General features: G+C 71.4%; 23 protein-coding genes and 1 pseudogene. 16 read left to right on the forward strand and 8 right to left on the reverse strand.

What is annotated here, in order from left to right; translation table 11 throughout:
• Positions 1–180: 180 nt before the first annotated feature.
• The 3 genes from PSH03_RS26195 (at position 181) to PSH03_RS26205 (ending at position 2,639) form a co-directional block, all read left to right on the forward strand.
• Complete coding sequence (locus tag PSH03_RS26195; protein WP_030329612.1) at positions 181–486, forward strand: type II toxin-antitoxin system VapB family antitoxin; 306 nt, start codon at positions 181–183, stop codon at positions 484–486.
• 44 nt (positions 487–530) lie between these two features.
• Positions 531–1,694: an acyl-CoA dehydrogenase family protein gene (locus PSH03_RS26200; protein WP_238690706.1), complete on the forward strand. Its 1,164-nt coding sequence runs from the start codon at positions 531–533 to the stop codon at positions 1,692–1,694.
• Between the two features lie 99 nt (positions 1,695–1,793).
• The gene (locus tag PSH03_RS26205; RefSeq protein WP_210782823.1) at positions 1,794–2,639 is read left to right on the forward strand and encodes a DUF4230 domain-containing protein; all 846 of its coding nucleotides are present in this window, start codon (positions 1,794–1,796) and stop codon (positions 2,637–2,639) included.
• Between the two features lie 129 nt (positions 2,640–2,768).
• Here the strand turns inward: PSH03_RS26205 and PSH03_RS26210 are convergent, their stop codons facing one another.
• Positions 2,769–2,978: a PspC domain-containing protein gene (locus tag PSH03_RS26210; protein WP_030329606.1), complete on the reverse strand. Its 210-nt coding sequence runs from the start codon at positions 2,976–2,978 to the stop codon at positions 2,769–2,771.
• 367 nt (positions 2,979–3,345) lie between these two features.
• Here PSH03_RS26210 and PSH03_RS26215 point away from each other — a divergent pair, with 367 nt between their 5' ends.
• The 10 genes and pseudogenes from PSH03_RS26215 to PSH03_RS26260 all read left to right on the forward strand — a co-directional run bounded on the left by PSH03_RS26215 (position 3,346) and on the right by PSH03_RS26260 (position 16,932).
• Complete coding sequence (locus PSH03_RS26215) at positions 3,346–4,716, forward strand: L-serine ammonia-lyase (RefSeq protein WP_238690707.1); 1,371 nt, start codon at positions 3,346–3,348, stop codon at positions 4,714–4,716.
• A 71-nt stretch (positions 4,717–4,787) separates the two neighbouring features.
• Positions 4,788–5,615 (forward strand): ABC transporter permease, encoded by an 828-nt coding sequence (locus PSH03_RS26220; RefSeq protein WP_091395221.1) that lies wholly within the window; start codon positions 4,788–4,790, stop codon positions 5,613–5,615.
• A gap of 142 nt (positions 5,616–5,757) precedes the next feature.
• Positions 5,758–6,363, forward strand: a pseudogene (locus PSH03_RS26225) (ABC transporter ATP-binding protein); the annotation flags it as partial.
• Entirely contained in the window at positions 6,360–8,420 is a 2,061-nt protein-coding gene (locus PSH03_RS26230) for a DUF5941 domain-containing protein (RefSeq protein ID WP_210782829.1), read from the forward strand. The pseudogene PSH03_RS26225 and the gene PSH03_RS26230, both read left to right, overlap by 4 nt.
• Positions 8,421–8,434: 14 nt before the next feature.
• The gene (locus tag PSH03_RS26235) at positions 8,435–10,645 is read left to right on the forward strand and encodes a bifunctional glycosyltransferase/CDP-glycerol:glycerophosphate glycerophosphotransferase (RefSeq protein ID WP_238690708.1); all 2,211 of its coding nucleotides are present in this window, start codon (positions 8,435–8,437) and stop codon (positions 10,643–10,645) included.
• A gap of 126 nt (positions 10,646–10,771) precedes the next feature.
• On the forward strand, positions 10,772–12,070 hold the full coding sequence (locus PSH03_RS26240) for an ABC transporter ATP-binding protein (protein WP_210782833.1): 1,299 nt from the start codon (positions 10,772–10,774) through the stop codon (positions 12,068–12,070).
• 93 nt (positions 12,071–12,163) lie between these two features.
• Positions 12,164–13,174, forward strand: a complete 1,011-nt coding sequence (locus PSH03_RS26245; RefSeq protein ID WP_238690709.1) for a hypothetical protein — start codon at positions 12,164–12,166, stop codon at positions 13,172–13,174.
• Positions 13,175–13,235: 61 nt separating this feature from the next.
• Complete coding sequence (locus PSH03_RS26250) at positions 13,236–13,700, forward strand: DUF4442 domain-containing protein (RefSeq protein ID WP_210782836.1); 465 nt, start codon at positions 13,236–13,238, stop codon at positions 13,698–13,700.
• Between the two features lie 59 nt (positions 13,701–13,759).
• Positions 13,760–14,563, forward strand: coding sequence for an HAD family hydrolase (locus PSH03_RS26255; RefSeq protein WP_210782838.1), 804 nt, complete (start codon positions 13,760–13,762; stop codon positions 14,561–14,563).
• Positions 14,560–16,932 carry a glycoside hydrolase family 65 protein gene (locus PSH03_RS26260; RefSeq protein WP_238690710.1) on the forward strand — a complete coding sequence of 791 codons (2,373 nt, stop codon included), beginning with the start codon at positions 14,560–14,562 and terminating at the stop codon, positions 16,930–16,932. Before PSH03_RS26255 ends, PSH03_RS26260 begins: the two co-directional genes overlap by 4 nt.
• 72 nt (positions 16,933–17,004) lie before the next feature.
• Here the strand turns inward: PSH03_RS26260 and PSH03_RS26265 are convergent, their stop codons facing one another.
• Positions 17,005–17,199, reverse strand: coding sequence for a hypothetical protein (locus PSH03_RS26265; protein ID WP_091395197.1), 195 nt, complete (start codon positions 17,197–17,199; stop codon positions 17,005–17,007).
• Positions 17,200–17,390: 191 nt separating this feature from the next.
• Here PSH03_RS26265 and PSH03_RS26270 point away from each other — a divergent pair, with 191 nt between their 5' ends.
• Entirely contained in the window at positions 17,391–18,041 is a 651-nt protein-coding gene (locus PSH03_RS26270; protein ID WP_210782842.1) for a dienelactone hydrolase family protein, read from the forward strand.
• Here PSH03_RS26270 and PSH03_RS26275 read toward each other — a convergent pair whose 3' ends face one another.
• Positions 18,042–19,142, reverse strand: coding sequence for an AI-2E family transporter (locus PSH03_RS26275; RefSeq protein ID WP_210782844.1), 1,101 nt, complete (start codon positions 19,140–19,142; stop codon positions 18,042–18,044).
• Positions 19,143–19,355: 213 nt separating this feature from the next.
• Between PSH03_RS26275 and PSH03_RS26280 the strand changes: the two genes are divergently transcribed.
• On the forward strand, positions 19,356–19,526 hold the full coding sequence (locus PSH03_RS26280) for an antitoxin (RefSeq protein ID WP_247669213.1): 171 nt from the start codon (positions 19,356–19,358) through the stop codon (positions 19,524–19,526).
• 70 nt (positions 19,527–19,596) lie between these two features.
• Here the strand turns inward: PSH03_RS26280 and PSH03_RS26285 are convergent, their stop codons facing one another.
• Positions 19,597–20,202 carry a hemerythrin domain-containing protein gene (locus PSH03_RS26285; RefSeq protein ID WP_238690711.1) on the reverse strand — a complete coding sequence of 202 codons (606 nt, stop codon included), beginning with the start codon at positions 20,200–20,202 and terminating at the stop codon, positions 19,597–19,599.
• Between the two features lie 84 nt (positions 20,203–20,286).
• Here PSH03_RS26285 and PSH03_RS26290 point away from each other — a divergent pair, with 84 nt between their 5' ends.
• Entirely contained in the window at positions 20,287–21,690 is a 1,404-nt protein-coding gene (locus PSH03_RS26290) for an FUSC family protein (protein ID WP_238690712.1), read from the forward strand.
• A gap of 10 nt (positions 21,691–21,700) precedes the next feature.
• Here the strand turns inward: PSH03_RS26290 and PSH03_RS26295 are convergent, their stop codons facing one another.
• The 4 genes from PSH03_RS26295 to PSH03_RS26310 form a co-directional block, all read right to left on the reverse strand.
• Complete coding sequence (locus tag PSH03_RS26295; protein ID WP_210782848.1) at positions 21,701–22,345, reverse strand: C39 family peptidase; 645 nt, start codon at positions 22,343–22,345, stop codon at positions 21,701–21,703.
• Between the two features lie 224 nt (positions 22,346–22,569).
• Positions 22,570–22,977 carry a pyridoxamine 5'-phosphate oxidase family protein gene (locus PSH03_RS26300; protein ID WP_238690713.1) on the reverse strand — a complete coding sequence of 136 codons (408 nt, stop codon included), beginning with the start codon at positions 22,975–22,977 and terminating at the stop codon, positions 22,570–22,572.
• A 31-nt stretch (positions 22,978–23,008) separates the two neighbouring features.
• The gene (locus PSH03_RS26305; protein WP_124859157.1) at positions 23,009–23,350 is read right to left on the reverse strand and encodes a YkvA family protein; all 342 of its coding nucleotides are present in this window, start codon (positions 23,348–23,350) and stop codon (positions 23,009–23,011) included.
• 33 nt (positions 23,351–23,383) lie between these two features.
• Positions 23,384–24,202, reverse strand: a complete 819-nt coding sequence (locus tag PSH03_RS26310) for a hypothetical protein (RefSeq protein WP_210782851.1) — start codon at positions 24,200–24,202, stop codon at positions 23,384–23,386.
• Positions 24,203–24,253 lie beyond the last annotated feature (51 nt).

Consider the following 24,253-nt stretch of genomic DNA (forward strand, 5'->3'; position numbering starts at 1 on the left):
GTCCCGTTCGTCCGGTTGAGGATCGGACGAGCGATAGCGAAACTGACATCAGGGAGCAGAACGTAGCGTGCGCTGGGCGGCTAGGCTGGCACGGTCATCGGTGCCGCGCCGCGCGGTGCCCGCCGCGGCCCGGCTCGGCGCCGTCGGTCGGCCCGGCCACGGGGAGGGGAGCGTGCCGTCGTGATCTTCAGAGCGGTCCGGGACGGGCGTCCCTATCCGGAGCACAATCTGACGCTCAAGCAGTGGGCGGAGATCCCGCCGAGGCCACTGCGCCTGGATCAGATGATCACCACCAAGCGCGAGTTGGCGCTGGACAAGCTCCTCGCCGAGGATTCCACCTTCTACGGTGACCTCTTTCCGCACGTCGTGCAGTGGAACGGCGGGCTCTACCTGGAGGACGGGCTGCACCGGGCGCTGCGCGCCGCCCTCCAGCAGCGCAACCAGATCCACGCGCGAGTGCTGGTGCTCTCCGAGCCCATCGAGTGACGAGCCCTTCTTTCCCGCGCTGAACCTTCGTTAGGGTGGCGTCCATGACCGCTGCGCTGGACCTGCTCGACCTGGACCCGTCGCTCAGCGAGGAGGAGCGGCAGATCCGCGACGTCGTCCGTCAACTCGTCGACGACCGGGTGCGACCCCACGTCGCCGACTGGTACGAGGACGGCAAGGTGCCCGCCCGGGAGTTGGCCCGCGAGTTCGGCAAGCTCGGCCTGCTCGGCATGCACCTGACCGGCTACGGCTGCGCCGGTGCCTCCGCGGTCGCCTACGGGCTGGCCTGCCAGGAGTTGGAAGCCGGCGACTCCGGCCTCCGCTCCCTGGTCTCCGTGCAGGGATCGCTTGCCATGTACGCCATCTGGCGCTACGGCAGCGAGGAGCAGAAGCGACGGTGGCTGCCGTCGATGGCCACCGGTGAGGCGATCGGCTGCTTCGGCCTCACCGAGCCTGATCACGGCTCCGACCCCGCCTCGATGGCCACCCGGGCCCGCCGCGACGGCGACGACTGGGTGCTCACCGGCGGCAAGATGTGGATCACCAACGCCCCGATCGCGGACGTCGCGGTGATCTGGGCGCGCACCGACGAGGGCGTACGGGGTTTCGCCGTACCCATTGACACTCCCGGCGTCACGGCCCGGGAGATCCGCCGCAAGATGTCGCTGCGCGCGTCGGTGACCGGCGAGATCGTGCTCGACGACGTCCGGCTGCCGGCCGACGCCCAACTGCCCGAGGCGGTCGGGCTCAAGGCGCCGCTGAGCTGCCTCACCGAGGCCCGCTACGGCATCGTCTGGGGCGCGGTCGGCGCGGCCCGCGACTGCCTGGAAACCACACTGGCGTACGCGACCAACCGCACCCAGTTCGGTCGCCCACTGGCCGGCTTCCAACTCACCCAGGCGAAGCTCGCCGACATGGCAGTCGAGTTGGTGAAGGGGCAACTGCTCGCGCTGCACCTGGGCCGGCTCGCCGACGCCCGGCGGCTGCGGCCCGAGCAGGTCAGCGTGGGCAAGCTGAACAACGTGCGGGAGGCCCTGGCCATCGCCCGGCAGTGTCGCACCATCCTCGGCGCCAACGGCGTCTCCGGTGAGTACCCGGTGATGCGGCACGCCAACAACCTGGAGAGCGTGCTGACCTACGAGGGCACCTCCGAGATCCACCAACTGGTCATCGGGCAGCGGCTCACCGGGCTCTCCGCGTTCGCCTGACCTGCCCGTTCGTCACTTCCTGGCGCTCGCCGCGCGACTGTCGTATCGGGGCCGTACCGTCATTGACAGACGACTTGTCTGACGAGGACGGTGAGCGTGATGGCCCGCGACGCTGGCAGCAACGAGCCCACGAGGGAGTTCCCCGGTTACCCGACCGGTGACGATCTCAAGGCGCGGTCGACCGCGACACCCGAGTGGATCGCTGATACGCCGGGTGGCCCCGGCGAGCCGGCCGGTCCCGGTGGGCCTGTTGGCCCCGGTGGCCCGCCGAGCGATGGCGATGGCCCCGTCGGTGGCGGTGGCGGTGGGGCGGCCCGCGGTCTGCTCCTGCTGCTCGGCGCCGCCGCGCTGGCCGTGGTCGTGCTGCTCGGCATTCAGGCGACCGGGATCCTGCCGGAGTTCCGCAACCCGTTCGCGAAGGAGCAGACCGACCGCAGTCAGCCACCGCTGCTGAAGTCGATCCAGGACCTCAGCCGCTACGTGGCCGCGGAAGGCAACTTCCAGGTGGTGGTCGACACGCAGAACGACCGGCGCAACGTTCCGGACTTCCTGCTCAACGAGCGCACCCTGTTCGTCGGGGCCGGCAGCGTCGAGGCGTACGTCGACTTCACCAAGATCGGTGAGGGTGCCGTCGTCCAGTCCGCCGACGGCAAGTCCGTCGAGATCAAGCTGCCCGCGCCGCAGCTCGGTGAGACCAACCTCGACATGGAGAAGAGCTACGTCTTCGCCGAGCAGCGTGGTCTGCTCAACCGACTCGGTGACCTGGTCGGCAACGACCCCAACCGGCAGCAGCAGGTCTACCAGCTCGCCGAGGACCGGATCACCGCCGCCGCCCGGGACAGCGGGCTCTCCGCCCGAGCCGAGGAGAACACCCGCAAGATGCTGGAGGGGCTGCTCCGCTCCCTCGGCTACCAGCAGATCACTGTCACCTACATAGCCCCCTGACCTGCGTCCCGTACGCCGAAGCGCCCGCACCGACTTCCGTCGGAGCGGGCGCTTCCGTGTGGTGCCCCGCGTTAGTTGCTAACGGAAACTGTCCAAGATCTGCGATTACGTCAGGTGCGCGGGGCGGGATCAGTGGCCGGTGGAGGCCAGGTAGCGGTCCTCGTTCGGCATCAGCACCCACAGGATCAGGTAGACGATCACCTGCGTGCCGGGCAGCAGCAGCGACAGCAGGAACAGCAGCCGGACCATTCCGGCCGACATGCCGAACCGCCGCCCGAGGCCGGCGCAGACACCGGCGAGCATGCGCCCCTCGCGGGGCCGGACCAGTTTGCGACTCATCGTCGTACTCCCACTCTGCGGCGGTGCGCCGCGTCTGCAATCCACGGTAGAAGGGGATGGCCACCTCGCCCTCGGTCCCGAGGATGAGCGGCAACCCGTGGACCCGTAGGTGCTTTACCCGGGCAGCCCCCCGCTGACGCCTCCCCGCCCCGCCCACCGCACGCCGCCGTCGGGCGGGAGACGGTGGTCCGGTGTTCACGTCCCGGACCGGGTGGGCGGTGAGCTGGGCGGGTAGGCTGGCTGATCGGCCTTCCACACCCCGGAGGGCCGGCACCCCATACCCCGGACGGTCACGAGCGGGGCCGCCAGACCGGCGGTCACGACCCGGCCGGGTCCCGTACGCCGGGACGACGGCGAGGAAGCAGCCATGATCAGTGTTTTCGACCTCTTCAGCGTCGGTATCGGGCCGTCCAGCTCACACACTGTGGGGCCGATGCGGGCCGCGCGGACGTTCGTTGGTGGGCTGAAGGCCGACGGGCTGCTCAGCGACACGGCGCGGGTGCAGGCCGAGCTGTTCGGCTCGCTGGGTGCCACCGGGCACGGTCACGGCAGCGGTCCGGCGGTGCTGCTCGGGTTGGCCGGTGAGTCGCCGGAGACCGTCGACACGGACACCGTCGGGCCTCGGGTCGAGCGGATCCGGGCCGAACGGCGGCTCAACATCCTCGACGCGCACGAGATCGACTTTGACCCGGATCGGGACCTGACGCTGCACCGCCGCCGGTCGTTGCCGTACCACCCGAACGGGATGACCTTCGTGGCGTACGACCGGGCCGGTGCTGTGCTGCGCAGCCGCACCTACTACTCCGTCGGTGGCGGGTTCGTGGTGGACGAGGAGGCGGCGGGGGCGGACCGGATCAAGCCGGACAGCACGGTGGTGCGGTACCCGTTCCTGACCGGGGCGCAACTGCTCGACGTCACCACCCGCACCGGGCTGTCGATCAGCGAGGTGATGCTGGCCAACGAGCTTTCCTGGCGCAGCGAGGCGGACATCCGGGCGGGTCTGCTGGAGATCTGGCGGGTGATGCAGGAGTGCGTGCAGCGCGGCTGCGAGCGGGACGGCGTACTCCCTGGGGGGTTGAAGGTTCGGCGGCGCGCGGCGGAGCTGCGGCGCGGCCTGGAGGCGGAGGCCGGGTCGGCCGACCCGCTGCACGTGATGGACTGGGTGACGCTGTTCGCGCTCGCGGTCAACGAGGAGAACGCCGCGGGCGGCCGGGTGGTCACCGCGCCGACCAACGGCGCGGCCGGGATCATTCCGGCGGTGCTGCACTACTACACCCGGTTCGTGCCGGACGCCGATGACGAGGGTGTGGTGCGGTTCCTGCTGACGGCGGGGGCGATCGGTGTGCTGTTCAAGGAGAACGCGTCGATCTCGGGCGCCGAGGTGGGCTGCCAGGGTGAGGTCGGTTCGGCGTGCTCGATGGCGGCGGCGGGGTTGGCCGAGGCGCTCGGTGGCACCCCGGAGCAGGTGGAGAACGCCGCCGAGATCGGGATGGAGCACAACCTCGGGTTGACCTGTGACCCGGTGGGTGGCCTGGTGCAGATCCCCTGCATCGAGCGGAACGCGGTGGCTAGCATCAAGGCGATCACGGCCGCCCGGCTGGCGCTGCGCGGCGACGGGGTGCACAAGGTGTCGCTGGACAAGGTCATCAAGACCATGCGGGAGACGGGCGCCGACATGAAGGTCAAGTACAAGGAGACGGCGCGTGGCGGTTTGGCCGTCAACGTGATCGAGTGCTGAGTCCGGTCGATTCGGGGCAATCGTTCACCGACTGCTAACCTGTCGTCCGTTTCAGGAGGCGGGAGGCTGCGGTGACCTCTGGCGTCGCGGCGTTGTGGTCGCACCGCAACTCGCTGCGCATCCTGGTCAGGCGGGATCTCGCGGTCAAGTACCAGCAGTCGGTGCTGGGCTACTTCTGGTCGTTGATCGAGCCGCTCGGTATGGGCGCCATCTACTGGTTCGTCTTCGGGGTGCTCTACTCCCGGGACACCGGTCGGCACCTCGGTGAGGCGGCCGGGTCGTACCCGTTGTTCCTGATCACCGGCATCTTCGCCTGGATGTGGACCAGCTCGGCGCTGAGCGAGGCGACGAACGCGCTGACCGGCCAGTCCCGGCTGATCACCACGATGAACGTGCCGCGTCAGGTCTTTCCGATCGGCCGGGTCACCGGCCGGTTCGCCGAGTACGCGGCCGGCCTGCCGATCCTGATCGCCATCGCGGTGATCTACGCAGTGCATGGTCGAATCCACCCCGGTTGGTCGCTGCTCTCCCTGCCGCTGGCGGTGGCCGTCCAGGCCGTCCTGTTGACCGGGCTCGCCCTGCTGCTGTCCGCGTGGAACGTGCTGATGCGCGACGTGGAACGGCTGATGCGGCTGATCATCCGGGTGCTCTTCTACGCCACGCCGATCATCTATCCGCTCAGCCTGGTCCGGGAGTCCGGGCTGCCCGGCTGGTTGAAGGTGGTGTACGAGCTGAACCCGCTGGTCGGGATCTTCCAGCTGCACCACGCGATCTGGTATCCGGACGAGTTCCCGGACGCCCGGCTGCTCGCCACCACGATCGTCGGCAGCGTGCTGGTGCTGGCCGCCGGTTGGTGGTCGTTCCGCCGGTTGGAGCCCGCCGTGCTCAAGGAGCTCTGAGGTGGCCGCGCCGATCATCGAGGCCGACGGCCTGGGCATTCGGTTCGTCCGCAACCGTCGCCGCCAGCTGCGGCTGCGCGAGTTGTTCATCCACCGGGGCGCCCGTGGCGCGCTGCCCGGCCAGTTCTGGCCGCTGCGGGACGTGTCGTTCAGCATCGAGCCGGGCGAGACCGTCGGGGTGATCGGGCGCAACGGCACCGGCAAGAGCACACTGCTGCGGCTGATCGCCGGGGTGCTCATTCCGGACGAGGGCGGCATCCGGGTGCACGGCGCGGTGGCGCCGTTGCTGGAGTTGTCCGCCGGTTTCTCCAACGACCTGACCGGGCGGGAGAACCTGCACCTGGTCGGTGGGCTGCACGGACTGTCGACGAGCTACCTGAAGCGGCACTTCGACGAGATCGTCGAGTTCGCCGGTGAGCAGGTGGAACGGGCCATCGACACGTCGGTGCGGCACTACTCGTCGGGGATGAAGGTGCGGCTGGGCTTCGCGATCATCTCGCACCTGCCGCACCCGATCCTGCTGATGGACGAGGTGACAGCGGTCGGGGACGCGGAGTTCCGCAAGAAGTGTTACGCGACTATTGATCGTCTGCTCGGGGAGGGGCGCACGCTGGTGCTGGTGTCACACAACGAAAAGGACCTGACCCGGTTCTGCCGTCGGGGGTTGTACCTCGACGCGGGCCGGTTGACGCTCGACGGCACCATCGCCGAGGCGCTCGACGCGTACCACGCCGCGGTCCCGCGGTGACGCTCGCGATCGTGCTCGCCGCCGGGACACCCGCGGCGGGCCTGAACACCGCGACCGGTGAGCCGCTGGCCGACCGGCTGGCCGCCCAGTTGCGCCTGGCCGGGGCGGACGAGGTGCGCTTCGCCGCCAACCTCGACGAGCTGTCCGACCTGGTCAGCACCGCGACCGCCCCGGTGCTGGTCACCGGCACGGACCTGGTCGCGCACACCGCCGTACTGCGGCACCTGGCCACCAGCCCGGTGGGCCCCACCGTGGCGCTGGTCCTCGGTGACCCGCCGGTGCCCGGTCGGACCGCAGTGCGCGAGGAACGCGGCCAGGTGGTCGACGCCGGCGCGTTGGACGCCCTCGACGGGGCCGCCACCGGCGTGTTCGGCGGCGCGCTGCGGGTCGGCGTGGACGACCTGCCGACCCTCGCGGCCGCCGCCCGGGCCGCCGCGTCCGGGATGCTCCCCGTCGCCGCCCCGATCGGCCCGGCCGGCGACGTGGCGCCGCTGCCGGCGACCGGCGGGTCCGGGTCCGGGGGGTCGGTCGCGGCCGGTGGCCCCGGGTCCGCCGTGGACCGGCTCTTCGCGGGCCTCGCGGCGCTCGGCACCCTGATCTTCGCCCAGCGGGTACGCCTGCTCGTCGCCCACCGGGTCGAGGACCCGGCCGGGCTGACCGCTGCCGAGGCGGCGGTGACAGCTGTCGACGAGGACCGGGCCGAGCTGCGGCTGTCGGTGAAGGAGAAGGACGACTTCTTCTCCACCTACTTCGTCAGCACCTGGTCGCCGTACGTGGTCCGGCTCTCGGCCCGGCTCCGGCTCACCCCGACCGGGGTGACGGTCATCTCGGTGCTCTTCGCGTTGGGCGCGGCGGTGCTGTTCGGGGTCGGTGGGCGGCCCGCGCTGGTCGGTGGCGCGGTGCTGCTCTACCTGGGCTTCGTGCTGGACTGCGTGGACGGCCAACTGGCCCGCTACACCCGGCACTTCAGCGCCTGGGGCGGCTGGCTGGACACGATGGCGGACCGGGCCAAGGAGTACCTGGTCTACGCCGGGCTGGGCTTCGGGGTGAGCCACGCCGGGCTGGGCAACGGGTGGGCGCTCGCGATCGCCGCGATGACGTTGCAGACCGTCCGGCACATGACCGACACCTGGTACGGGGTGCTGCACGACGAGGCGGCCCGTCGCCCGCGTACGGCGACGAACGCCAGCGGCGGGATCGGTGACCGGCTCAACGCGGCGTCGACAAGGGTGCAGGCGGACACCGGGTCGGTGTCGTACTGGCTGAAGCGGACAGTGGTCTTCCCGATCGGTGAGCGGTGGGCGTTGATCGCGCTGACGGTGGCGCTGTTCAACCCGCTGGTCAGCCTGATCGCCGTGCTGGTCTGGGGGGTGCTGGCGTTCGCGTACACCGGGGCGCTGCGGACGCTGCGGGCCCGCTGGATGTGGGTGCCGGTGCTGGACACGGTCGACGCCACCCTGCACCGCGACGACGGGCCGCTGGCCCGCTGGTTGCCGGTGGTCCGCCCGATGGGGCCGCTGACCCTGGCGGTGATCGCCGCGCTCGGCCCGGCGGTGCTGCTGGTCGGGGCGCTGCTGAGCGACGCGCCCGAGGGGCTGCGCTGGGCGGTGCCGGTGGCGCTGCTGGTGCTGCTGGTCGGCGGCCTGGGTGCCGGGGCGGCGCACAACGGTCCGTTGGACTGGCTGGTGCCCGCGGCGTTGCGGGCCGCCGAGTACCTGTTCGCCATCGCGGTCGGGGTGGTCGGTGCGGCGCCCGGCTGGCTGATCTTCGGGTACGTCTTCGTGCTCACCGTGCACCACTACGACCTGACCGCCCGGCTGGAGAAGCGGCAGGCGGCACCGCCCCTGCACGCGGCGACGCTGGGCTGGGAGGGGCGCTCGGTGCTGCTGGCCCTCGCGGCGATCGCCGGTATTGCGGGTATCGGACTGGCTACACTCGGTTCGTACCTTCTCGTGGTTTTCGTGGTGAGCGTCGTCCTGGCCTGGTTCGTGCGACCGGCCCGTAGCGCGCGGGCGTCGGTGGCGCCGGCGGGCGCTGGAGGTGCCGCGCCGCGCTGACGGAGGGCGGCCGGATGACTCTGATCAGCTTCGTGGTGCCGGCCTTCCGGGTGCAGGGATACCTGCGGGAGTGCCTGGACTCCATCCTCGGTCAGCCGGAGACCGACATCGAGGTGATCGCGGTCGACGACTGCTCGCCGGACGCCAGCGGCGACATCATCGACGAGTACGCGGCCCGCGACCAGCGGGTCCACTCGGTCCGGCTGTCGGAGAACGTCGGCCTCGGTCCGGCCCGGAACATCGGGCTGGACCGGGCCGTCGGCGAGTACGTGTGGTTCCTCGACGGCGACGACTGGCTGGCTCCGGAGTGCCTGACCGAGGTCGCCGAACGGTTGCGGGTCACCCGCCCGGACGTCCTACTGGTCGACCACGTCCGCACCCACTGGAACGACACCGCCACCCGCAGCGCCATGGCGGAGGTGTTTCCGGAGTCGCCCGACTCGGGCACCTTCCGCCTGCGGGACCGGCCGCAGGCGATGCACCTGCTGCACACCGCGTGGAACCGGCTGGTCCGTCGGGAGTTCCTCGCCGATCTGGGGCTGCGCTTCGCGCCCGGCTGGTACGAGGACGTCTCGTTCAGCTACCCGGTGCTGATGGCCGCGCACCGGATCGGCGTACTGGACCGGGTCTGCGTCAACTACCGCCAGCGCCGCGCCGGCGCGATCACCCGGACCCGGGGTGACCGGCACTTCGAGGTCTTCCCGCAGTGGCACCGGGTCTTCCACCTGATGGATTCGTGGGGGTCGGCGACGGAGGCCCTGCGACCGGCGGTCTTCGAACGGATGATCTGGCACTACCTGACAGTGCTCGGCAACGGTCAGCGGATCGCGCCGGAGTTGCGGGAGGCGTTCTTCGCGCAGATCACCGCGGACTACGAGCGCTGGCTGCCGGCCGGCGGCTACCCGGTACCGGACGGGGTCGAGGGGATCAAGCACAAGCTGGTCGCCTCCGGCCGGTGGCGCACCTTCAGCGCGTTGCGGGCCGCCAGCCGGGCCCGTGACGCCGCCCGCCGGCGGGCCCGCACGGCACGGCGCACTGTCGGCCCGGTCGCCCGGCGCGGTGCCCGGCTGACCAGGGACGGTCTGCTGCGCGAGTACTACCGGGCCGAGTTGCGGCGGCCGGTCGACCCGACTCTCGCGGTGTACGCGGCGTACTGGTACCGGGGTTACTCCTGCAACCCGGCGGCCATCTACGAGGTCGCCCGCCGGGTGGCGCCGGGGGTGCGCGGGGTGTGGGTGGTGCGCCGGGACCGGGTGGAGACCGTGCCGGCCGGAGTGGAGTACGTGGTGGCCGGCACGCCGGCGTACTACCGGGTGCTCGCCCGCGCCCGATGGCTGGTCAACAACGTCAACTTTCCGGACTTCGTCCGCAAGCGACCGGAACAGGTGCACGTGCAGACCCACCACGGCACGCCGGTCAAGGTGATGGGGCTGGATCAGCAGCGCTACCCGATCGGCGCGGGCCGGATGGACTTCGCCGGGCTGTTGCGCCGGGTGGACCGCTGGGACTACAGCGTCAGCGCCAACAGCTTCTCCACCCAGATGTGGGACCGGGCGTACCCGGCGACGTACACCACGCTGGAGGTGGGGTACCCGCGCAACGACCGCCTGGTCACCGCCAGCCCGGACGAGGTGCGCCGACTCCGCGCGGAGTTCGGCCTCGACCCCGACGAGCCTGTCGTCCTGTACGCCCCGACGCACCGCGAGCACCTGCCCGGCTACCGCCCGCCGTTCGACCCGGACCGGTTCGTCCAGGCGTTGGGTGACTCGGGCCGGTTGCTGATGCGCAGCCACTACTTCCACGACCGTGATCGACGCCCCGGCCAGCCGAGGGACTGGGAGCGGGTTCGTGACGTCAGCGGCCATCAACGGGTGGAGGATCTCTACCTGGTGGCGGACGTGCTGGTCACCGACTACTCGTCGGCCATGTTCGACTATGCCGTGTTGGACCGGCCGATGGTGCTCTACACCCCGGACTGGGAGGCGTACCGGCTGGCTCGGGGGGTCTACTTCGACGTCACCGCCGAACCGCCGGGCGCGGTAGCCTCCACTTTCGCCGATCTGCTCGACCTGTTCCGTACCGGCGGGGTGCGCTCGGACGCGGCGACCAAGGCCCGCGAGCACTTCCGGGCCCGGTTCTGCACGTTGGACGACGGGCGCGCGGCGGAGCGGGTGGTGCGGCGGGTGTTCCTCGGGGAGCCGGGCGCGCGGTCCACGCGGTGCTGATCGCGGCTTCTGTCGTGTAATAGCAGCGTCATCGATCGAACATGAGACGTTTACCCGATGTCACAAACCCATGATCCTGGTCACAGTCTTGTGGGGTTCGGCCGACGCGCGCTGGGGGGGAAGACGGTGAGCACCGTCACGCTCAAGGATGTGACCAAGGTTTTCCGGGATGGCACGCTGGCCGTCGACAGCATCAATTTGGACGTGAACGACGGCGAGTTCATGGTGCTGCTTGGGCCGTCCGGGTGCGGCAAGTCGACGGTGCTGCGGATGATCGCCGGGTTGGAGGAGCCGACCACCGGCGCGGTCATGCTCGACGGGGAGGTGGCCAACGACCTGCCCCCACGGGACCGCAGGATCGCCATGGTCTTCCAGGACTTCGCCCTCTACCCGCACATGACCGTTGGCGACAACATCGCGTTTCCGCTGCGGCTGGCCGGGGTCGAGCCCGAGCCGCGGGGCGAGCGGGTCAGCGACGTGGCGAGCGCGCTGGGCATCGGCGACGTGCTGGCCCGCAAGCCGGGTCAGCTCTCCGGCGGGCAGCGGCAGCGGGTGGCGATGGGGCGCGCGATCGTCCGCCGGCCGGGCCTGTTCCTGATGGACGAGCCGCTGTCCAACCTGGACAGCGGCCTGCGGGCCGAGTTGCGCGCGGAGATCTCCGGCCTGACCCGCGAGCTGGGCGTCACCACCGTCTACGTCACGCACGACCAGGCCGAGGCGCTCACCATGGCCGACCGGGTGGCCATCATGCGCCGCGGCGTGCTCCAGGACGTGGGCACACCGACCCAGGTGTACGGCCGGCCGGCGACGCTCTACGTGGCGGCGTTCCTGGGCAGCCCACGGATGAACCTGCTGGAGGCGTCGGTCTACGTCCATCTCGACCGGTACGTCACGCTCAACCTCGGTGACCAGTCGCTCTACCTGCCCTGGAACGACATCCGCAGTCGGGCGGTGGCGCACTACCACGGTGAGCGGATCGTGGTCGGCATGCGGGCCGAGGCGCTCACCCCGGTCGCACCGGACAGCCCCGGCGACGTGCTGCGTGGGCGGATCCGTTACCTGGAGCACCACGGGCACGAGTCGTTGGCGTTCCTCGACATCGGCGCGACAGCGATCGTTGTCGACGAGATGGGTGCCCCGCTCGAACCGCCGCCGGTCGGCCAGCGCGGCCTGCGCCGCTTCGGCTCGGTGATGCAGCGGCTCACCGGCAAGCCGGTGGAGGCGCAGGAGGCACCGCCCAGTGGCGTCCAGACCAGCGTGCTTCCCGATCCGGGCCGGCACCACCGCCGCCCGGCGGAGCTGGCGGTGCGGCTGGCGCCGTACCCGGCGGTCAGCGCCGGTCACCCGCTCGCCGTCTCGGTACGGATGGACGCGCTGCACTTCTTCGACGAGCGCGGCGACCGGATCGACGTGGGTTGGCGCTGACGACGTGCCCGGACGGGGTGGCGGTCCCGCCACCCGCTGCCCTACCGTCTGCCCACCAGTCCACTGTGAAAGACCACCGAGAGGGGTGCACCCGTGTCGGGTGACCGTCCCAGCCCGCTCGTCATCGAGCGCATCCTGCGGGATCGCGAGAGCATCTGGCAGCAGATCGTGGCCGAGCGTGACCTCAACGCCCTCACCGGGCGGATGTTGACCAGCTCCGCCATCGCGTTGGCCTGCTACGGGGCGGTGCTGGGCTTCTTCCACAGCCCGCTGATGGCGCTGACCTCGGCGCTGAAGCTGCCGCTGCTGTTCCTGGTCACCCTGGTCATCTGCCTGCCCACGCTCTACCTGTTCAACCTGGTGTTCGGCGCTCGACTCTCGGTGCGGCAGTCGTTGGCGCTGGTGATGGTGGCGATCACTGTCACCTCGATGCTCGCGGTGGCGTTCGCGCCGATCAGCCTCTTCTTCCTGATCACCGCCAACGACTACGGGTTCTTCAAGCTGCTCAACGTGTCGATCCTGACCCTGTCGGCGCTGGTCGGGTTGCGCTTCCTGACCAGCGGGATGCAGGTGCTCAACGACCATGGCCTGCTCGCGCCCGAGGCTGCCAACGCCACTGTCGACGAGCGGGCCGGCGCACCGGCGCCGGTCCAGGCCGTGCCGGCCGCGGTGCCTGCCGGGCCGACGCCGGTTGCCGCGCCGGTCGCCGGCCAGAGCGCCGAGCCGGTCGCCGTGCCGGCCGGGGCCGCCGTGGCCGAGTCGACCGCGAACGGTGCCGTGGCCACCGCGACGGCCCCGGCCCAGGTTCCGGCGCAGTGGGCCGGGCAGCCGGCCGGTGCCTCGTTGCCGCCCGGCATGCTGCCGCCCGGCTACGTGGCGCAACGCCCGTGGGACGGCCGTACGGCCCGACGCGGGGAGCCGACGCAGCGGCCGGCCAGCATGACCCTGCTCTACATCTGGATCCTGCTCTTCGGTTTTGTCGGCACCCAGCTGGCTTGGACGTTGCGGCCGTTCTTTGGCGACCCGGGGCAGGATTTCTCGTTCTTCCGCAGCATCGACGGCAACTTCTATGCGGAGATCCTGCGCATCATCGGCAACCTCTGACCGTGCCCTGACGGCGAATTCGCTGGTTGCCGGCCTGGTTACCGGTTAGTAACGTCAGGCCATGACTATCGACTCCCGCCAGGTGGCGGCCGGCATGCTGGAAGCGGTGCCGTTCGCTCGTACGCTCGGTATCGAGTTCGTCGAGGTGGCACCCGAGGCGGAGGGTGGCGTACGGGCAGTCGTCCGGCTGCCCGACTCGCCGGCCACCCACAACCACATCGGGGGCCCGCACGCCGGCGCCATGTTCACCCTCGGCGAGACGGCCTCCGGCGCAGTCGTGCTGGCCGCCTTCGGGCAGCTGCTCGACCGGGCCGTGCCGTTGGCCGTCCGGGCTGAGATCGCCTACCGGAAACTCGCCATGGGTCCGGTGCTGGCCACCGCGCGACTCGGCCGGCCGGCCGCCGAGGTGGCCGAGGAACTGGCCGCCGGTCGACGCCCGGAATTCCCCGTCGCGGTCCAGATCGCCACCGAGGACGGCAAGCCGACCTCGGAGATGACGGTGATCTGGACGCTGCGACCGAACTGAAACGCCCCAGGGCGGCCGAAACGGGTTTGCCGGCCCAGCAGGGTGGATAGATTCGTACCGTGCTGGGCCTACCTGCTCACGTGACCGCCTGTCTCTTCGATCTGGACGGTGTGCTGACGCAGACCGCCCGCGTACACAACGCCGCCTGGACGCAGACGTTCGACGAATTTCTCCGCCAGCGCGCCACGGCCTCCGGCGAACCGTTCCAACCGTTCGACCCGGGCCCGGACTACAACCGCTATGTCGACGGCCGCCCCCGGGCCGACGGCGTCCGGTCGTTCCTCGCCTCCCGCGGCATCGTGCTTCCCGAGGGCAGCCCGGACGACCCGCCGGAGGCGGAGACCGTCAACGGCCTGGGCAACCGCAAGAACGTCCTGCTGCTGCACCGTCTGCGTACCGCCGGCGTCGAGGTCTACCCGGGCTCGGTGCGGTATCTGAAGGCGGCGACCGCCGCCGGGCTCCGCCGAGCCGTGGTCACCGCCAGCGCGAACGGGGGTGAGGTGATCGCCGTCGCCGGGTTCGAGCCGCTGCTGGAGGCTCGGGTGGACGGGCTGGTCGCCCGTGCGCAGGGGCTGCGCGGCAAACCACACCCCGACACGTTCCTCGCCGGGGCCAGAGTGCTCGGCGTCGACCCGACACAGGCTGCCGTCTTCGAGGACGCGCTCTCCGGGGTGGCGGCCGGCCGCGCCGGCGGCTTCGGCTACGTGGTCGGCGTCGACCGCGTCGGGCAGGCCGACGAGTTGCTCGCCCACGGCGCCGACATCGTGGTGACGGACCTCGCCGACCTTCTCGACCGCGCGGACCCGCCGGTGCCGCACCGCACCGCGACCGACCCGCTCGCTGCCGAACGAGGCTCCGGATGATTCGGGAGCGCGCCTATCCGGTAGAGCCGTGGCACGTCCGGGAGACCCGGCTGGACATGGACGTGCTGGCCCAGTCGGAGTCGGTCTTCGCGCTCTCCAACGGGCACGTCGGCCTGCGGGGCAACCTCGACGAGGGCGAACCGCACGGCCTGCCCGGCACCTACCTCAACTCGTTCTACGAACTGCGTCCGTTGCCGTACGCGGAGGCGGGCTACGGCTTCCCCGAGTCCGGGCAGACCATCGTCAACGTCACCAACGGCAAACTGATCCGGCTGCTGGTCGACGACGAACCGCTCGACGTGCGTTACGGCGAGCTGATCGCCCACGAGCGGATCCTCGACCTGCGGGCCGGCACGCTGCACCGGGAGCTGCACTGGCGCTCGCCCGCCGGTCGGGAGGTAAAGGTCCGCAGCACCCGTCTCGTCTCGTTCACCCAGCGGTCCGTGGCCGCCATCAGCTACGAGGTGGAGGCCGTCGACGGCCCGCTGCGGCTGATCGTGCAGTCCGAGTTGGTGGCGAACGAGTCACTGCCCGCGCAGAGCAAGGACCCCCGGGTCGCGGCGGTGCTGGAGTCGCCGCTCCAGGCCGAGGAGGAGTTGACCACCCCCGACGGCGGCCAGTTGATCCACCGCACCAAGGTCTCCGGTCTGCGGGTCGCCGCAGCCATGGAGCACGAGGTGCACGGCCCGGACCACACCACGATCGAGTCCGAGGGATACCAGGACTGGGTACGTACCACCATCGCCTGCGTACTCCAGCCCGGCGAGAAGCTACGGGTGATCAAGTACCTGACGTACAGCTGGTCCAGTCGCCGGTCCCTGCCGGCGCTGCGCGACCAGGTCGGCGCGGCACTGGCCGGTGCCCGGCTCGACGGATGGGACGGGCTGCACCGGGAGCAGCGCAACTACCTCGACGCCTTCTGGGACGCCTCCGACGTGCTGGTCGAGGGCGACCCGGAGGTGCAGCAGGCGGTCCGGTTCGGGCTCTTCCACGTGTTGCAGGCCGGCGCGCGGGCCGAGCAGCGGCCGATCTCGGCGAAAGGGCTGACCGGTCCCGGTTACGACGGTCACGCATTCTGGGACACCGAGATGTTCGTCCTGCCGGTGCTCACGTACACCCAGCCGAGCGCGGTGCGCAGCGCGTTGCAGTGGCGACACAGCACGCTGGACTCGGCGCGGGAACGCGCCGAGACGCTCAGCCTCCGGGGCGCCGCCTTCCCCTGGCGGACCATCGAAGGCCCGGAATCATCCGGATACTGGCCGGCCGGGACGGCAGCCTTCCACATCGCCGCCGACATCGCCGACGCCGTGCGCCGCTACGTGATGGTCACCGGGGACACCCAGTTGGAACGGGAGATCGGGCTGGAGCTGCTGGTGGAGACCGCCCGGCTGTGGCGCTCGATCGGCCACCACGACCGGCACGGGCAGTTCCACATCGATGGTGTCACCGGCCCGGACGAGTACACCGCCGTGAAGAACGACAACGTCTACACCAACCTGATGGCGCAGCGGAACCTGCTCGCCGCCGCCGACGTGGTCATGCGCTACCGGGACGAGGCGTTCCACCTCGGCGTCACCGACGAGGAGGCCGCGAGCTGGCGGGACGCCGCCGCCTCCATGCACATCCCGTACGACGAGGAGCTCGAGGTCCACCAGCAGGTGGAGGACTTCACCCGGCTCCAGGAATGGGACTTCACGCACACACCGGCGGAAAAGTACCCGTTGCTGCTGCACTACCCGTACTTCGAGCTGTACCGCAAGCAGGTGGTGAAACAGGCCGACCTCGTCCTCGCCATGCACTGGCGGGGGGACGCCTTCACCCCAGAGGAGAAGGTACGCAACTTCCTCTACTACGAGCGCCGCACCGTCCGTGACTCGTCATTGTCGGCGTGCACCCAGTCCGTGCTCGCCGCCGAGGTGGGCCACCCCGAACTCGCGCACACCTACCTGCGTGAGGCCGCGCTGATGGACCTGCACGACCTCAACGAGAACACCCGCGACGGCGTACACATGGCGTCGTTGGCCGGCGCGTGGCTCGCACTGGTCGGCGGGTTCGGCGGTCTACGGGACCACGACGGCCAGCTGTCCTTCGCCCCCCGGCTCTCCAGCCGACTCAGCCGGTTGGAGTTCTCACTCCAGTGGCGGGGGTTGGCGCTGCGGGTGGATGTCCGGCCGCACCAGACGACGTACTCGCTGCGCCACGGCGGTCCGGACGACGTGGTGGAGTTGCGCCACCACGACCAGATGCTGCGGGTGACCTGCGACGAGCCGGTGACGGTGCCGGTGCCGCCGGCCGAACCGTCCGGCCCGCCGCCCGAGCAGCCACCGGGCCGGTCTCCGCTGCTGCGGTTGCCCGAACGCGAACAGTGACGGGCGGGGCGGGAAGACTCCCGCCCCGCCCGCCCGCGCTGTTGCTCAGACCGGCTCGCCGGCCAAGGTTGTTCAGACCGGCTCGCCGGTCGACGGACGCCCGATGGCGTCCCGGGGCGCCGCCGCCTTCGGGTCGTCGGGCAGCCGGGCCGAAGCGGCCTGGTCTCCGAAATCCTGGTCCCCGACGTCCTGGTTACGCTCGGCGTCCTGTTCACGCTGGGTTCGCTCGGTCAGCTGCTGCTGCCGGGAAATCTGCTGCTTGGCCATGGCGATCCTCGCGATCCGTCGGGGCGCGGCTGCGCCGACACGGTCTGCGGTCGCTCGTCGCGTACCCGACGCCCCAGCGGGCAAACGCGGCCCGGCGGCGGGCCCACGGCCCGGGGTGACGTCGTCGCGGCGGGCGTGCCCGGCGGCGGGCGGGGTACCCGGACCACCGGCGAGTACGCGGAGGTGGGGGCATGGACGAGCAGCGCAGCGTGACCATTCCGATCGGGGACGCTCAACTCTCCGCCGACCTGACGCTGCCCGCCCAGCCGGTCGGCGTGGTGCTGTTCGCGCACGGCAGCGGCAGTTCCCGGCACAGCCCGCGCAACGTGGCGGTGGCCCGGACGCTGAACGGCCGTGGGCTCGGCACGGTCCTGGCGGACCTGCTCACCCCGGCCGAGGACGAGGTGGACGCGCGAACAGCCGAACTGCGCTTCGACATCGGGCTGCTGGCCAGCCGACTGGCCGGGATCGTCGACTGGCTGGCCGTCGAGCGTCCCGCCGGCGATGTGCCGATCGGTCTTTTCGGGGCCAGCACGGGTGCTGCCGCTGCTCTGGTCGCGGCGTCGTCCCGCGCCGATCGGGTGGCCGCCGTGGTCAGCCGGGGTGGTCGGCCGGACCTGGCCGGGAACGCGCTGGCCCAGGTGCGTACCCCGACGTTGCTCCTGGTCGGCGGGCTCGACGAAGAGGTGATCACGCTCAACGAGCGGGCGCTGGCCGAGTTGGGGGAGGTCGGCGAGCTGCGGGTGATCCCCGGCGCCACCCATCTCTTCGAGGAGCCCGGCACCCTTGAGCAGGTCGCCGATCAGGCTGGCACCTGGTTCACCACGCACCTCGGTCGGTGATCAGTCCGAGGGCAGGAGAGCCGAGGTCGAGCGGCGTTGTTGGACGGTGTCGATGACGCGCCAGAGGACCGCGGTGATCGGGACGCTGACGAAGGCGCCAGCGATGCCCGCGATCAACGTGCCCGCGGTGACCGCCACCAGGATCACCGCCGGATGCAGTCGGACCTGCCGCTTCATGACCAGCGGCTCCAACAGGTTGCCCTCGATCTGCTGCACGGCGATCACCGCCGCGAGGGTGAGCAGCGCGGTGGTGGGACCGTTCGCGGCCAGCGCCACCAGCACCGCCACCGCACCGGCCACCGTCGCCCCGATGATCGGCACGAACCCGCCGAGGAACGTGATCAACGCCAGCGGCAGGGCGAGTGGCACCCGCAGCACCACGAGAGCAAGCCCGATGCCCAGCGCGTCGATCGCGGCGATGAGCATGGTGCCCCGGCTGTACGCACCCAACGTCTGCCAACCGGCCCGGCCGGCCTCGGCCAGCACGGGTTGGTTCGGGCCGGACACTCGGGACAGCACCCAGTGCCACATGGACCGGCCGTCCTTGAGCAGGAAGAAGAGCAGCACCAGAGCCAGCAGCGCGGAGCCGAAGACCTCGGTGGCGGTCCGGGCGCCGGCCACCGGGTCCGGTGAGGTGCCACTGAGCCCCTCCCGGGCCTGGTCGACCAGCCGGTCCAGCTGTGCCTCGCTGACCGGCAGGGTGGACGTCACGAAGTCCCGGCTGCGTTCGACCCCCTGCGTCAACTCCTGGCTGAGCTGATCGAACTGGCTGGCGGTCAGGTTCCACACCAGGGCGCCGACGCCGACCAGGATGCCGAGCAGCAGCAGTACCGTGCAGAGCGCTGCCAGCGCCGCCGGCAGGCGCAACCGGCGCAGCAGCAGCAGGACCGGATCGAGCAGCGCGGTGAGGAAGATGGTGGCGGCCAGCGCGATGGCCAGCGGCGCCAACAGCACGGCGATCCGGCCGAGCAGGTAGAGCCCCGCGGCGATCACCACCAGGCAGGCGCTCCACAACACAGCGGTCCGGACCAGCCACGGCAGCGCCGCCCAGGTCTGGCGCGGCCCGGGGCCGCCTGTCGGTCCGGGTTCCTCTGCGGGCATGTCGGTCCTCCTCGATGTCGACGAGGTCGGTACCCGGTCAGTCGTGCCCCGACACCCGAATCGCTGGCCGTCGCCCGCGCGGATCGTACGTCGGCCGGAGTGACGTGGGTGGGTGTTCGCGAATCACGTCCGGAGCGGCGGCGTTTGCGTGGTCCGGCCGAGGGAACGCGAAGGGGACGGACCGGACTGAGGAGGAACGCCGTGGGTGACTTCATGGACAAGGCCAAGGACTTCACGGACAAGCATGACAAGCAGGTCGACCAGGGTGCGGAGAAGGCCGGCGACATGGCCGACAAGCGCACCGGCGGCAAGTACGGCGATCAGATCGACAAGGGCGTGGACCAGGCCCAGGCGCGCACCGGTGAGGGCGACCAGGTCCGCTGACCCGCCGCGCTCCTCCCGGGCCGCCGAGCCGTCGGCGACCCGGGAGTGCCGGGTCCGGGTGACGCGCGGGTCAGCGCTGTTGCTTGTCGCGTAGCTCGTCCATCGAGGTGGGCCGGCCGCTCAACGCGTCGCGCAACCGGTCGACCAGACCGAGGCCGGGGGCGAGCAGCTTGTTCGCCGGCGGGCGCTCCGGGCTCCCGGGATGTGGCCGGGTCGGCCCGATCTCCTTGATCGCCGTCACCTGGGCAGCGATCTCGACCAGCTCCTCGCGGGCCGTCGCGGCGCGCAGCCGGGGAAAGAGCTCCTTCTCCTCGTCCGCCACGTGGAGTCGGACGGTGCTGGTCAGTTGGGCGAGCAGCTCGTCGAAGCGGGGGTCGGACGGGTCGACGGACTCCAACTCCTTCATGGTCCGCTCGGCGTCAGCGTGCTCCGCGATCTCCCGGTCGGCGATCTCGTTGCCGTCGGGCAGCACCTTCCGGGCGACCGGATACACGTACGCCTCCTCGGCCGCCGAGTGGCGGACGAGTTCGGCGATCACCACGTCGGCGAGGCGCCGGCGGTGCTCGGGGGTGCCCTGTCGGGTCGCCAACTCGACGAGCACCGCCTCGATCTCACGATGATCGGAGACCAGGACGTCGACGGCATCGTGGTCGTCGGTGGTCGATGGATTGGTCATGTCACGGCCCCTTACCGGTTGCGGATCGGTGGGAGGTGTGTGGCTCTGGTACCCCCACGGGGCTGCGCCAACCTACGGTTGACGATGCGTCCGACGGTGTCGATGGTGCTCGCGGTGGCGGTGGTGCCCGGCCGCCGCGATTGCCCTGCCGCCGCCGGGGTAACCGCCGCCATGGCCGACGACCGCCCAACCGCCGACCGCGATCAGTCGCGGTTCGACGAGACCGCCGAGCGGACGGTCCGGCGGGTGCGGCACCGTGGTGGGCAGGCCGGCCGGGTCCGGGCCCGGCAGTGGGAGGTCACCCTGGTGATCTCCATCCAGGCCGGGCTGGCCGCGGCCATCGCCGCCCTGCTCGCCAAGAACCTGCTCGGCCCCGGATCGCACGTCTTCGCTCCCGCCGCCGCCGTCGGTACGATCGCCACCGCCATCGGGCAGCGGGCCCGCCGGACCTTCGAGCTGTTGGGCGGCGTGGCCCTGGGCATCGTCATCGGGGACACGCTGCGATTCCTGCTCGGCTCGGGCCCGTGGCAGACGGGCGTGGTGGTCGCGCTGGCCATCGCCGCCGCGTTGCTGGTGGCGGGGAAGGGCGGTCCGCTTGTCGGTCAGGCCGGCGGTACCGCCGTGCTGATCGCCACGCTGGCCCCGATGGAGCATGGCCTGGAGGTGCCCCGGATCTTCGACGCGCTCGTCGGTGGGGCGGTCGGCCTGGTGGTGGTCGCGCTCCTGTTGCCGATCAACCCGATGCGGGTGCTGGACCGCGCCGCGGCACCGATCTTCACGATCCTCTGTGAGCAGCTCGCCGAGCTGGCGCGGGCGCTGCGCGAGCGTGACGGCGCCGGGACCATGGGCGTCCTGGAGCGGCTCCGCGGCACCGACGACGACCTGGGCCGGTTGCACGATGCGCTCAGCGGCGCAGAGGAGGTGGTGACGATCGCCCCGGTGCGCTGGCACCGTCGGCAGCAGTACCACCGTTACGCCCGCAGCGCGGGTCACCTGGAGCGGCTGCTGCTGGACACCCGCGCCATGGCCCGCTGGTCGACCACCGCGTTGCAGTACGACGAGCCGATTCCGCCGGAGCTGCCGGATGCGATGGCCCGGTTGGGTCAGGCGGTGGCGGAGATGCGGGTGGAGTGCAGGGTCGGTGACGACCCCCGACGCACCCGCCAGTTGATCGAGGAGTGCGCAGAGTTGGCCGGGCGGGCCTCCGCGACCGGCGTCAAGCCGTTCGGCGAATCCCTCGTCACCGGACTGCGTACCGCGGCCAGCGACCTGCTCCGGGCCGCCGGTTCCGAACCCGAGGACGCCAACCGCATCGTGCGCCGGGCGGCCGGAGCCGGCGAGGCGGAGATCCACCCGCCGCTCCGCCGACAACTGCACCGGGCCCGACCGACGCGGGCCGCCCGAGCCCGTCGACGCGCGCACCTCGCCGCCCGGGCCCGTGACGACGGACGGGCCGGCCTCCCCGCACGGGAGAGGCCGGCCCGGTGAACCGTCATGCTCAGGAGGAGTAGCCGCGCTCGGCGATCCAGTTGGCGACCTTCGGCAGGCTCATCCAGTACTCACCCAACGCCGGGTCGGCCGGGTCGGCGACCCGGATCATGTCACCACCGTCGCGGTAGCCGACGAGGGTCAGATAGTGGCCACCCTCGTACGAGTGCGGGTTGCCGTCGGTGTCCACTGTCGTGCCCTTGATGTTGGCCACCACCGGGCGACCGGCGTCCACAGCGGCCAGCACGTCACGGCGCAGCTGCTCGACCTGGTCGGGACGGGCCACCGAATCACGGATCTCGGTGGTCCGGTACTTGCCACCGGTCAGCTCGTTCAGCACCCGGGTGGTGTCCAGGGCCGAGGGGGTACCCGCCTCGGTGGTGCCGAGCAGCCGGGCCACCTCGTCCTGGGAGAGCGCCTTGCCCTGGGCGGACAACGCGATCCGGGTCGCCGCCGGGCCGCAGTAGTAGAAGTTCGGCTGGGCCTGGTAGTCGACGCCGAGGATCCGCTCGGCGTGCCGGTCGGTCTGGCTCGACGAGGCCGGTGCGGCCTGAGCCGGGGCGGCCTGCGCGGCCACCGCCGGGCCGAGGGCGCAACCGCCGGCGACCAGCAGGCCGACGACGGACAGACCGCTCTTCTGGACGATCGGGTTCATGGTCGAGTCTCCGTTCGGGGGGTTGGCGCCTCCGGCCAGCGGAGGGCGGCAGCACCGGGAATGGCGCTCGGCGCAACACGGGGGCCGACCATCGGTGGTCTCGGCCCTGGGCGTACCGAGGGCGTAACCGCTCTGCTCCACGGAGAATTCCGCCGGCTGCGCGCACCGGCGTCGCGCGGCATCCCTGCCCGACCCGAACCGGTCATCGGGGACACACTGTCAGCTCAGAGGCTGCCCAACAGCCTGGTCACGGTGATCTCGATGACCACCCGCTCCGGATTCGGGCGGGGTGTCCGATACCGCTCGGCGTACCGCCGCTCCGCCTCCGCCACGGCGGCCGGATCTGACCGCAGCACCGCGCGACCCTCGATGGTCAACCAGCGGCGGCCATCCACGTGGCAGACGGCCACCGCCGCGCCCGCCGCGCCGGCCGCCGCCACCTGACGGGCCTTTCGGGAGGCGCCGGAGGTGATGACGCGGGCCAGGCCGGCCGCCGGGTCCAGAGTCACCCCGACCGGTACGACGTGCGGAGTGCCGTCCGCCCGAAGGGTGGTCAGCGTCGCCAGGTGCCGTTCGGCGCAGAAGGCGACAACCCGCTCATCGTGCACGTCAAACCGATGATCGCCCGTCATGCCCGTCCCCTGTCCGCCGAACCGACCCCGATCATGGCACGCGGCGGCGCACCTGGCCCCGATCCGGCGGGGCGTCCGGCTGACCGGGCAGCTGGCGACCCGCCGCCCGACGTTGGTGCACCAGCCGGGTCAGGTAGAGCAGCGCGGCGGCCAGGACCCCCATGTCATCCAGGTAGATCGGGTCCGGCAGCACGTCGACCGGGAAGATCGTGTAGATCAGCGCCCCGTAGAAGGCGACCTTGCCGCCCGCGCCCAGCCCGGTCAGCAGCCGCCGGGTACGCACCACCCGCACCGCCAGCACCACGGCACCGACCAGTGTGGCGAGCGCCAGGATGCTGGCGATCACCACGAGGACCCACGCCTGTCGGGACATGCCGTCACGCTAACCCACCCGGGCCCGCGCGGCTCAGAACGCGGGCACCGTCGCCCGCCCGCGCGCGGTCACCTTGTTCTCCCGGGTCTGCTCGACGTTCTCCCGGGGCTGCGCGCCCACCGGTCGGGCAACCTCGCTCAGCGGCAGCACCGACGCGGACTCGGCGACCCGTCGTCCGGTCGCGGCGTGCGCCTCCTCGCGCAGACTGCGAGCCGCGGCCACCGCCAACTCCGCCGCCCGCCACGCGGTCTGCTCCCGCTCGCGGGCTGCGGCGTGCCGGGCGGCCAGGTTGTCCCGGATCGCCCGCTGGAGCACCAGCTCCTGCTCGACCGGGTGCAGTCGCGGGTCCCAGCCGTCGCGGTGCGCGAAGACGTCGCTGAGCTGCTCCACCGACAGCTCCCGACGCCAGTACGCATCCAGCGCCGCCCGGTGCAGGTAGCGCTCGCGGTCCGCGTACTCGGCGGGGGTGCGTGCGGTGTGCGGCAGCGGCATCGCGGCTGCCGCGTCGAGCCGCCGTACGCCAGCCTCGGCCGCCTCGTACGCCAGCCAGGCCGCCTCGACCGCCTCCTGCGCGGCCACCCACTCCGCCCGGCGGCGCCGCACTGTGGTGGTCGCCCGCTCCGCGGCCACCGCTACCTCCTGCGCGTAGCGGCTCTGCTCCCGCTCCTCTTGCGCCTGCTCAAGTTGGCTCGGCATGGCGGCGCGGCGGATCCGGGAGCCCGGGTCGAAGCGGAGCCGGCCGGGCCGCAGCAGGAGAGCGGAGACAGCGACGGCTACCACGCCGAGCAGGCTCAGCCAGATGACGGCGGCCCGGGAGAGGTCTGGCAGGACGGCGGAGAGGATGGTTTGCATGATCAGCACCTCGCGGTCGAAGGCGGGTATCGACGGGCGGCAGGAAGGCGC

Source organism: Micromonospora salmantinae (assembly GCF_022230905.1).
Lineage (GTDB): Bacteria > Actinomycetota > Actinomycetes > Mycobacteriales > Micromonosporaceae > Micromonospora > Micromonospora salmantinae.

What these genes read in the sequence shown, in the direction of transcription:
- PSH03_RS26200 (WP_238690706.1), top strand. Translation starts at nt 531, where the DNA reads ATGACCGCTGCGCTGGACCTGCTCGACCTGGACCCGTCGCTCAGCGAG.
- PSH03_RS26205 (WP_210782823.1), top strand. Translation starts at nt 1,794, where the DNA reads ATGGCCCGCGACGCTGGCAGCAACGAGCCCACGAGGGAGTTCCCCGGT.
- PSH03_RS26210 (WP_030329606.1), bottom strand. Translation starts at nt 2,978, where the DNA reads ATGAGTCGCAAACTGGTCCGGCCCCGCGAGGGGCGCATGCTCGCCGGT.
- PSH03_RS26215 (WP_238690707.1), top strand. Translation starts at nt 3,346, where the DNA reads ATGATCAGTGTTTTCGACCTCTTCAGCGTCGGTATCGGGCCGTCCAGC.
- PSH03_RS26235 (WP_238690708.1), top strand. Translation starts at nt 8,435, where the DNA reads ATGACTCTGATCAGCTTCGTGGTGCCGGCCTTCCGGGTGCAGGGATAC.
- PSH03_RS26250 (WP_210782836.1), top strand. Translation starts at nt 13,236, where the DNA reads ATGACTATCGACTCCCGCCAGGTGGCGGCCGGCATGCTGGAAGCGGTG.
- PSH03_RS26260 (WP_238690710.1), top strand. Translation starts at nt 14,560, where the DNA reads ATGATTCGGGAGCGCGCCTATCCGGTAGAGCCGTGGCACGTCCGGGAG.
- PSH03_RS26265 (WP_091395197.1), bottom strand. Translation starts at nt 17,199, where the DNA reads ATGGCCAAGCAGCAGATTTCCCGGCAGCAGCAGCTGACCGAGCGAACC.
- PSH03_RS26270 (WP_210782842.1), top strand. Translation starts at nt 17,391, where the DNA reads ATGGACGAGCAGCGCAGCGTGACCATTCCGATCGGGGACGCTCAACTC.
- PSH03_RS26275 (WP_210782844.1), bottom strand. Translation starts at nt 19,142, where the DNA reads ATGCCCGCAGAGGAACCCGGACCGACAGGCGGCCCCGGGCCGCGCCAG.
- PSH03_RS26280 (WP_247669213.1), top strand. Translation starts at nt 19,356, where the DNA reads ATGGACAAGGCCAAGGACTTCACGGACAAGCATGACAAGCAGGTCGAC.
- PSH03_RS26285 (WP_238690711.1), bottom strand. Translation starts at nt 20,202, where the DNA reads ATGACCAATCCATCGACCACCGACGACCACGATGCCGTCGACGTCCTG.
- PSH03_RS26290 (WP_238690712.1), top strand. Translation starts at nt 20,287, where the DNA reads ATGCGTCCGACGGTGTCGATGGTGCTCGCGGTGGCGGTGGTGCCCGGC.
- PSH03_RS26295 (WP_210782848.1), bottom strand. Translation starts at nt 22,345, where the DNA reads ATGAACCCGATCGTCCAGAAGAGCGGTCTGTCCGTCGTCGGCCTGCTG.
- PSH03_RS26300 (WP_238690713.1), bottom strand. Translation starts at nt 22,977, where the DNA reads ATGACGGGCGATCATCGGTTTGACGTGCACGATGAGCGGGTTGTCGCC.
- PSH03_RS26305 (WP_124859157.1), bottom strand. Translation starts at nt 23,350, where the DNA reads ATGTCCCGACAGGCGTGGGTCCTCGTGGTGATCGCCAGCATCCTGGCG.
- PSH03_RS26310 (WP_210782851.1), bottom strand. Translation starts at nt 24,202, where the DNA reads ATGCAAACCATCCTCTCCGCCGTCCTGCCAGACCTCTCCCGGGCCGCC.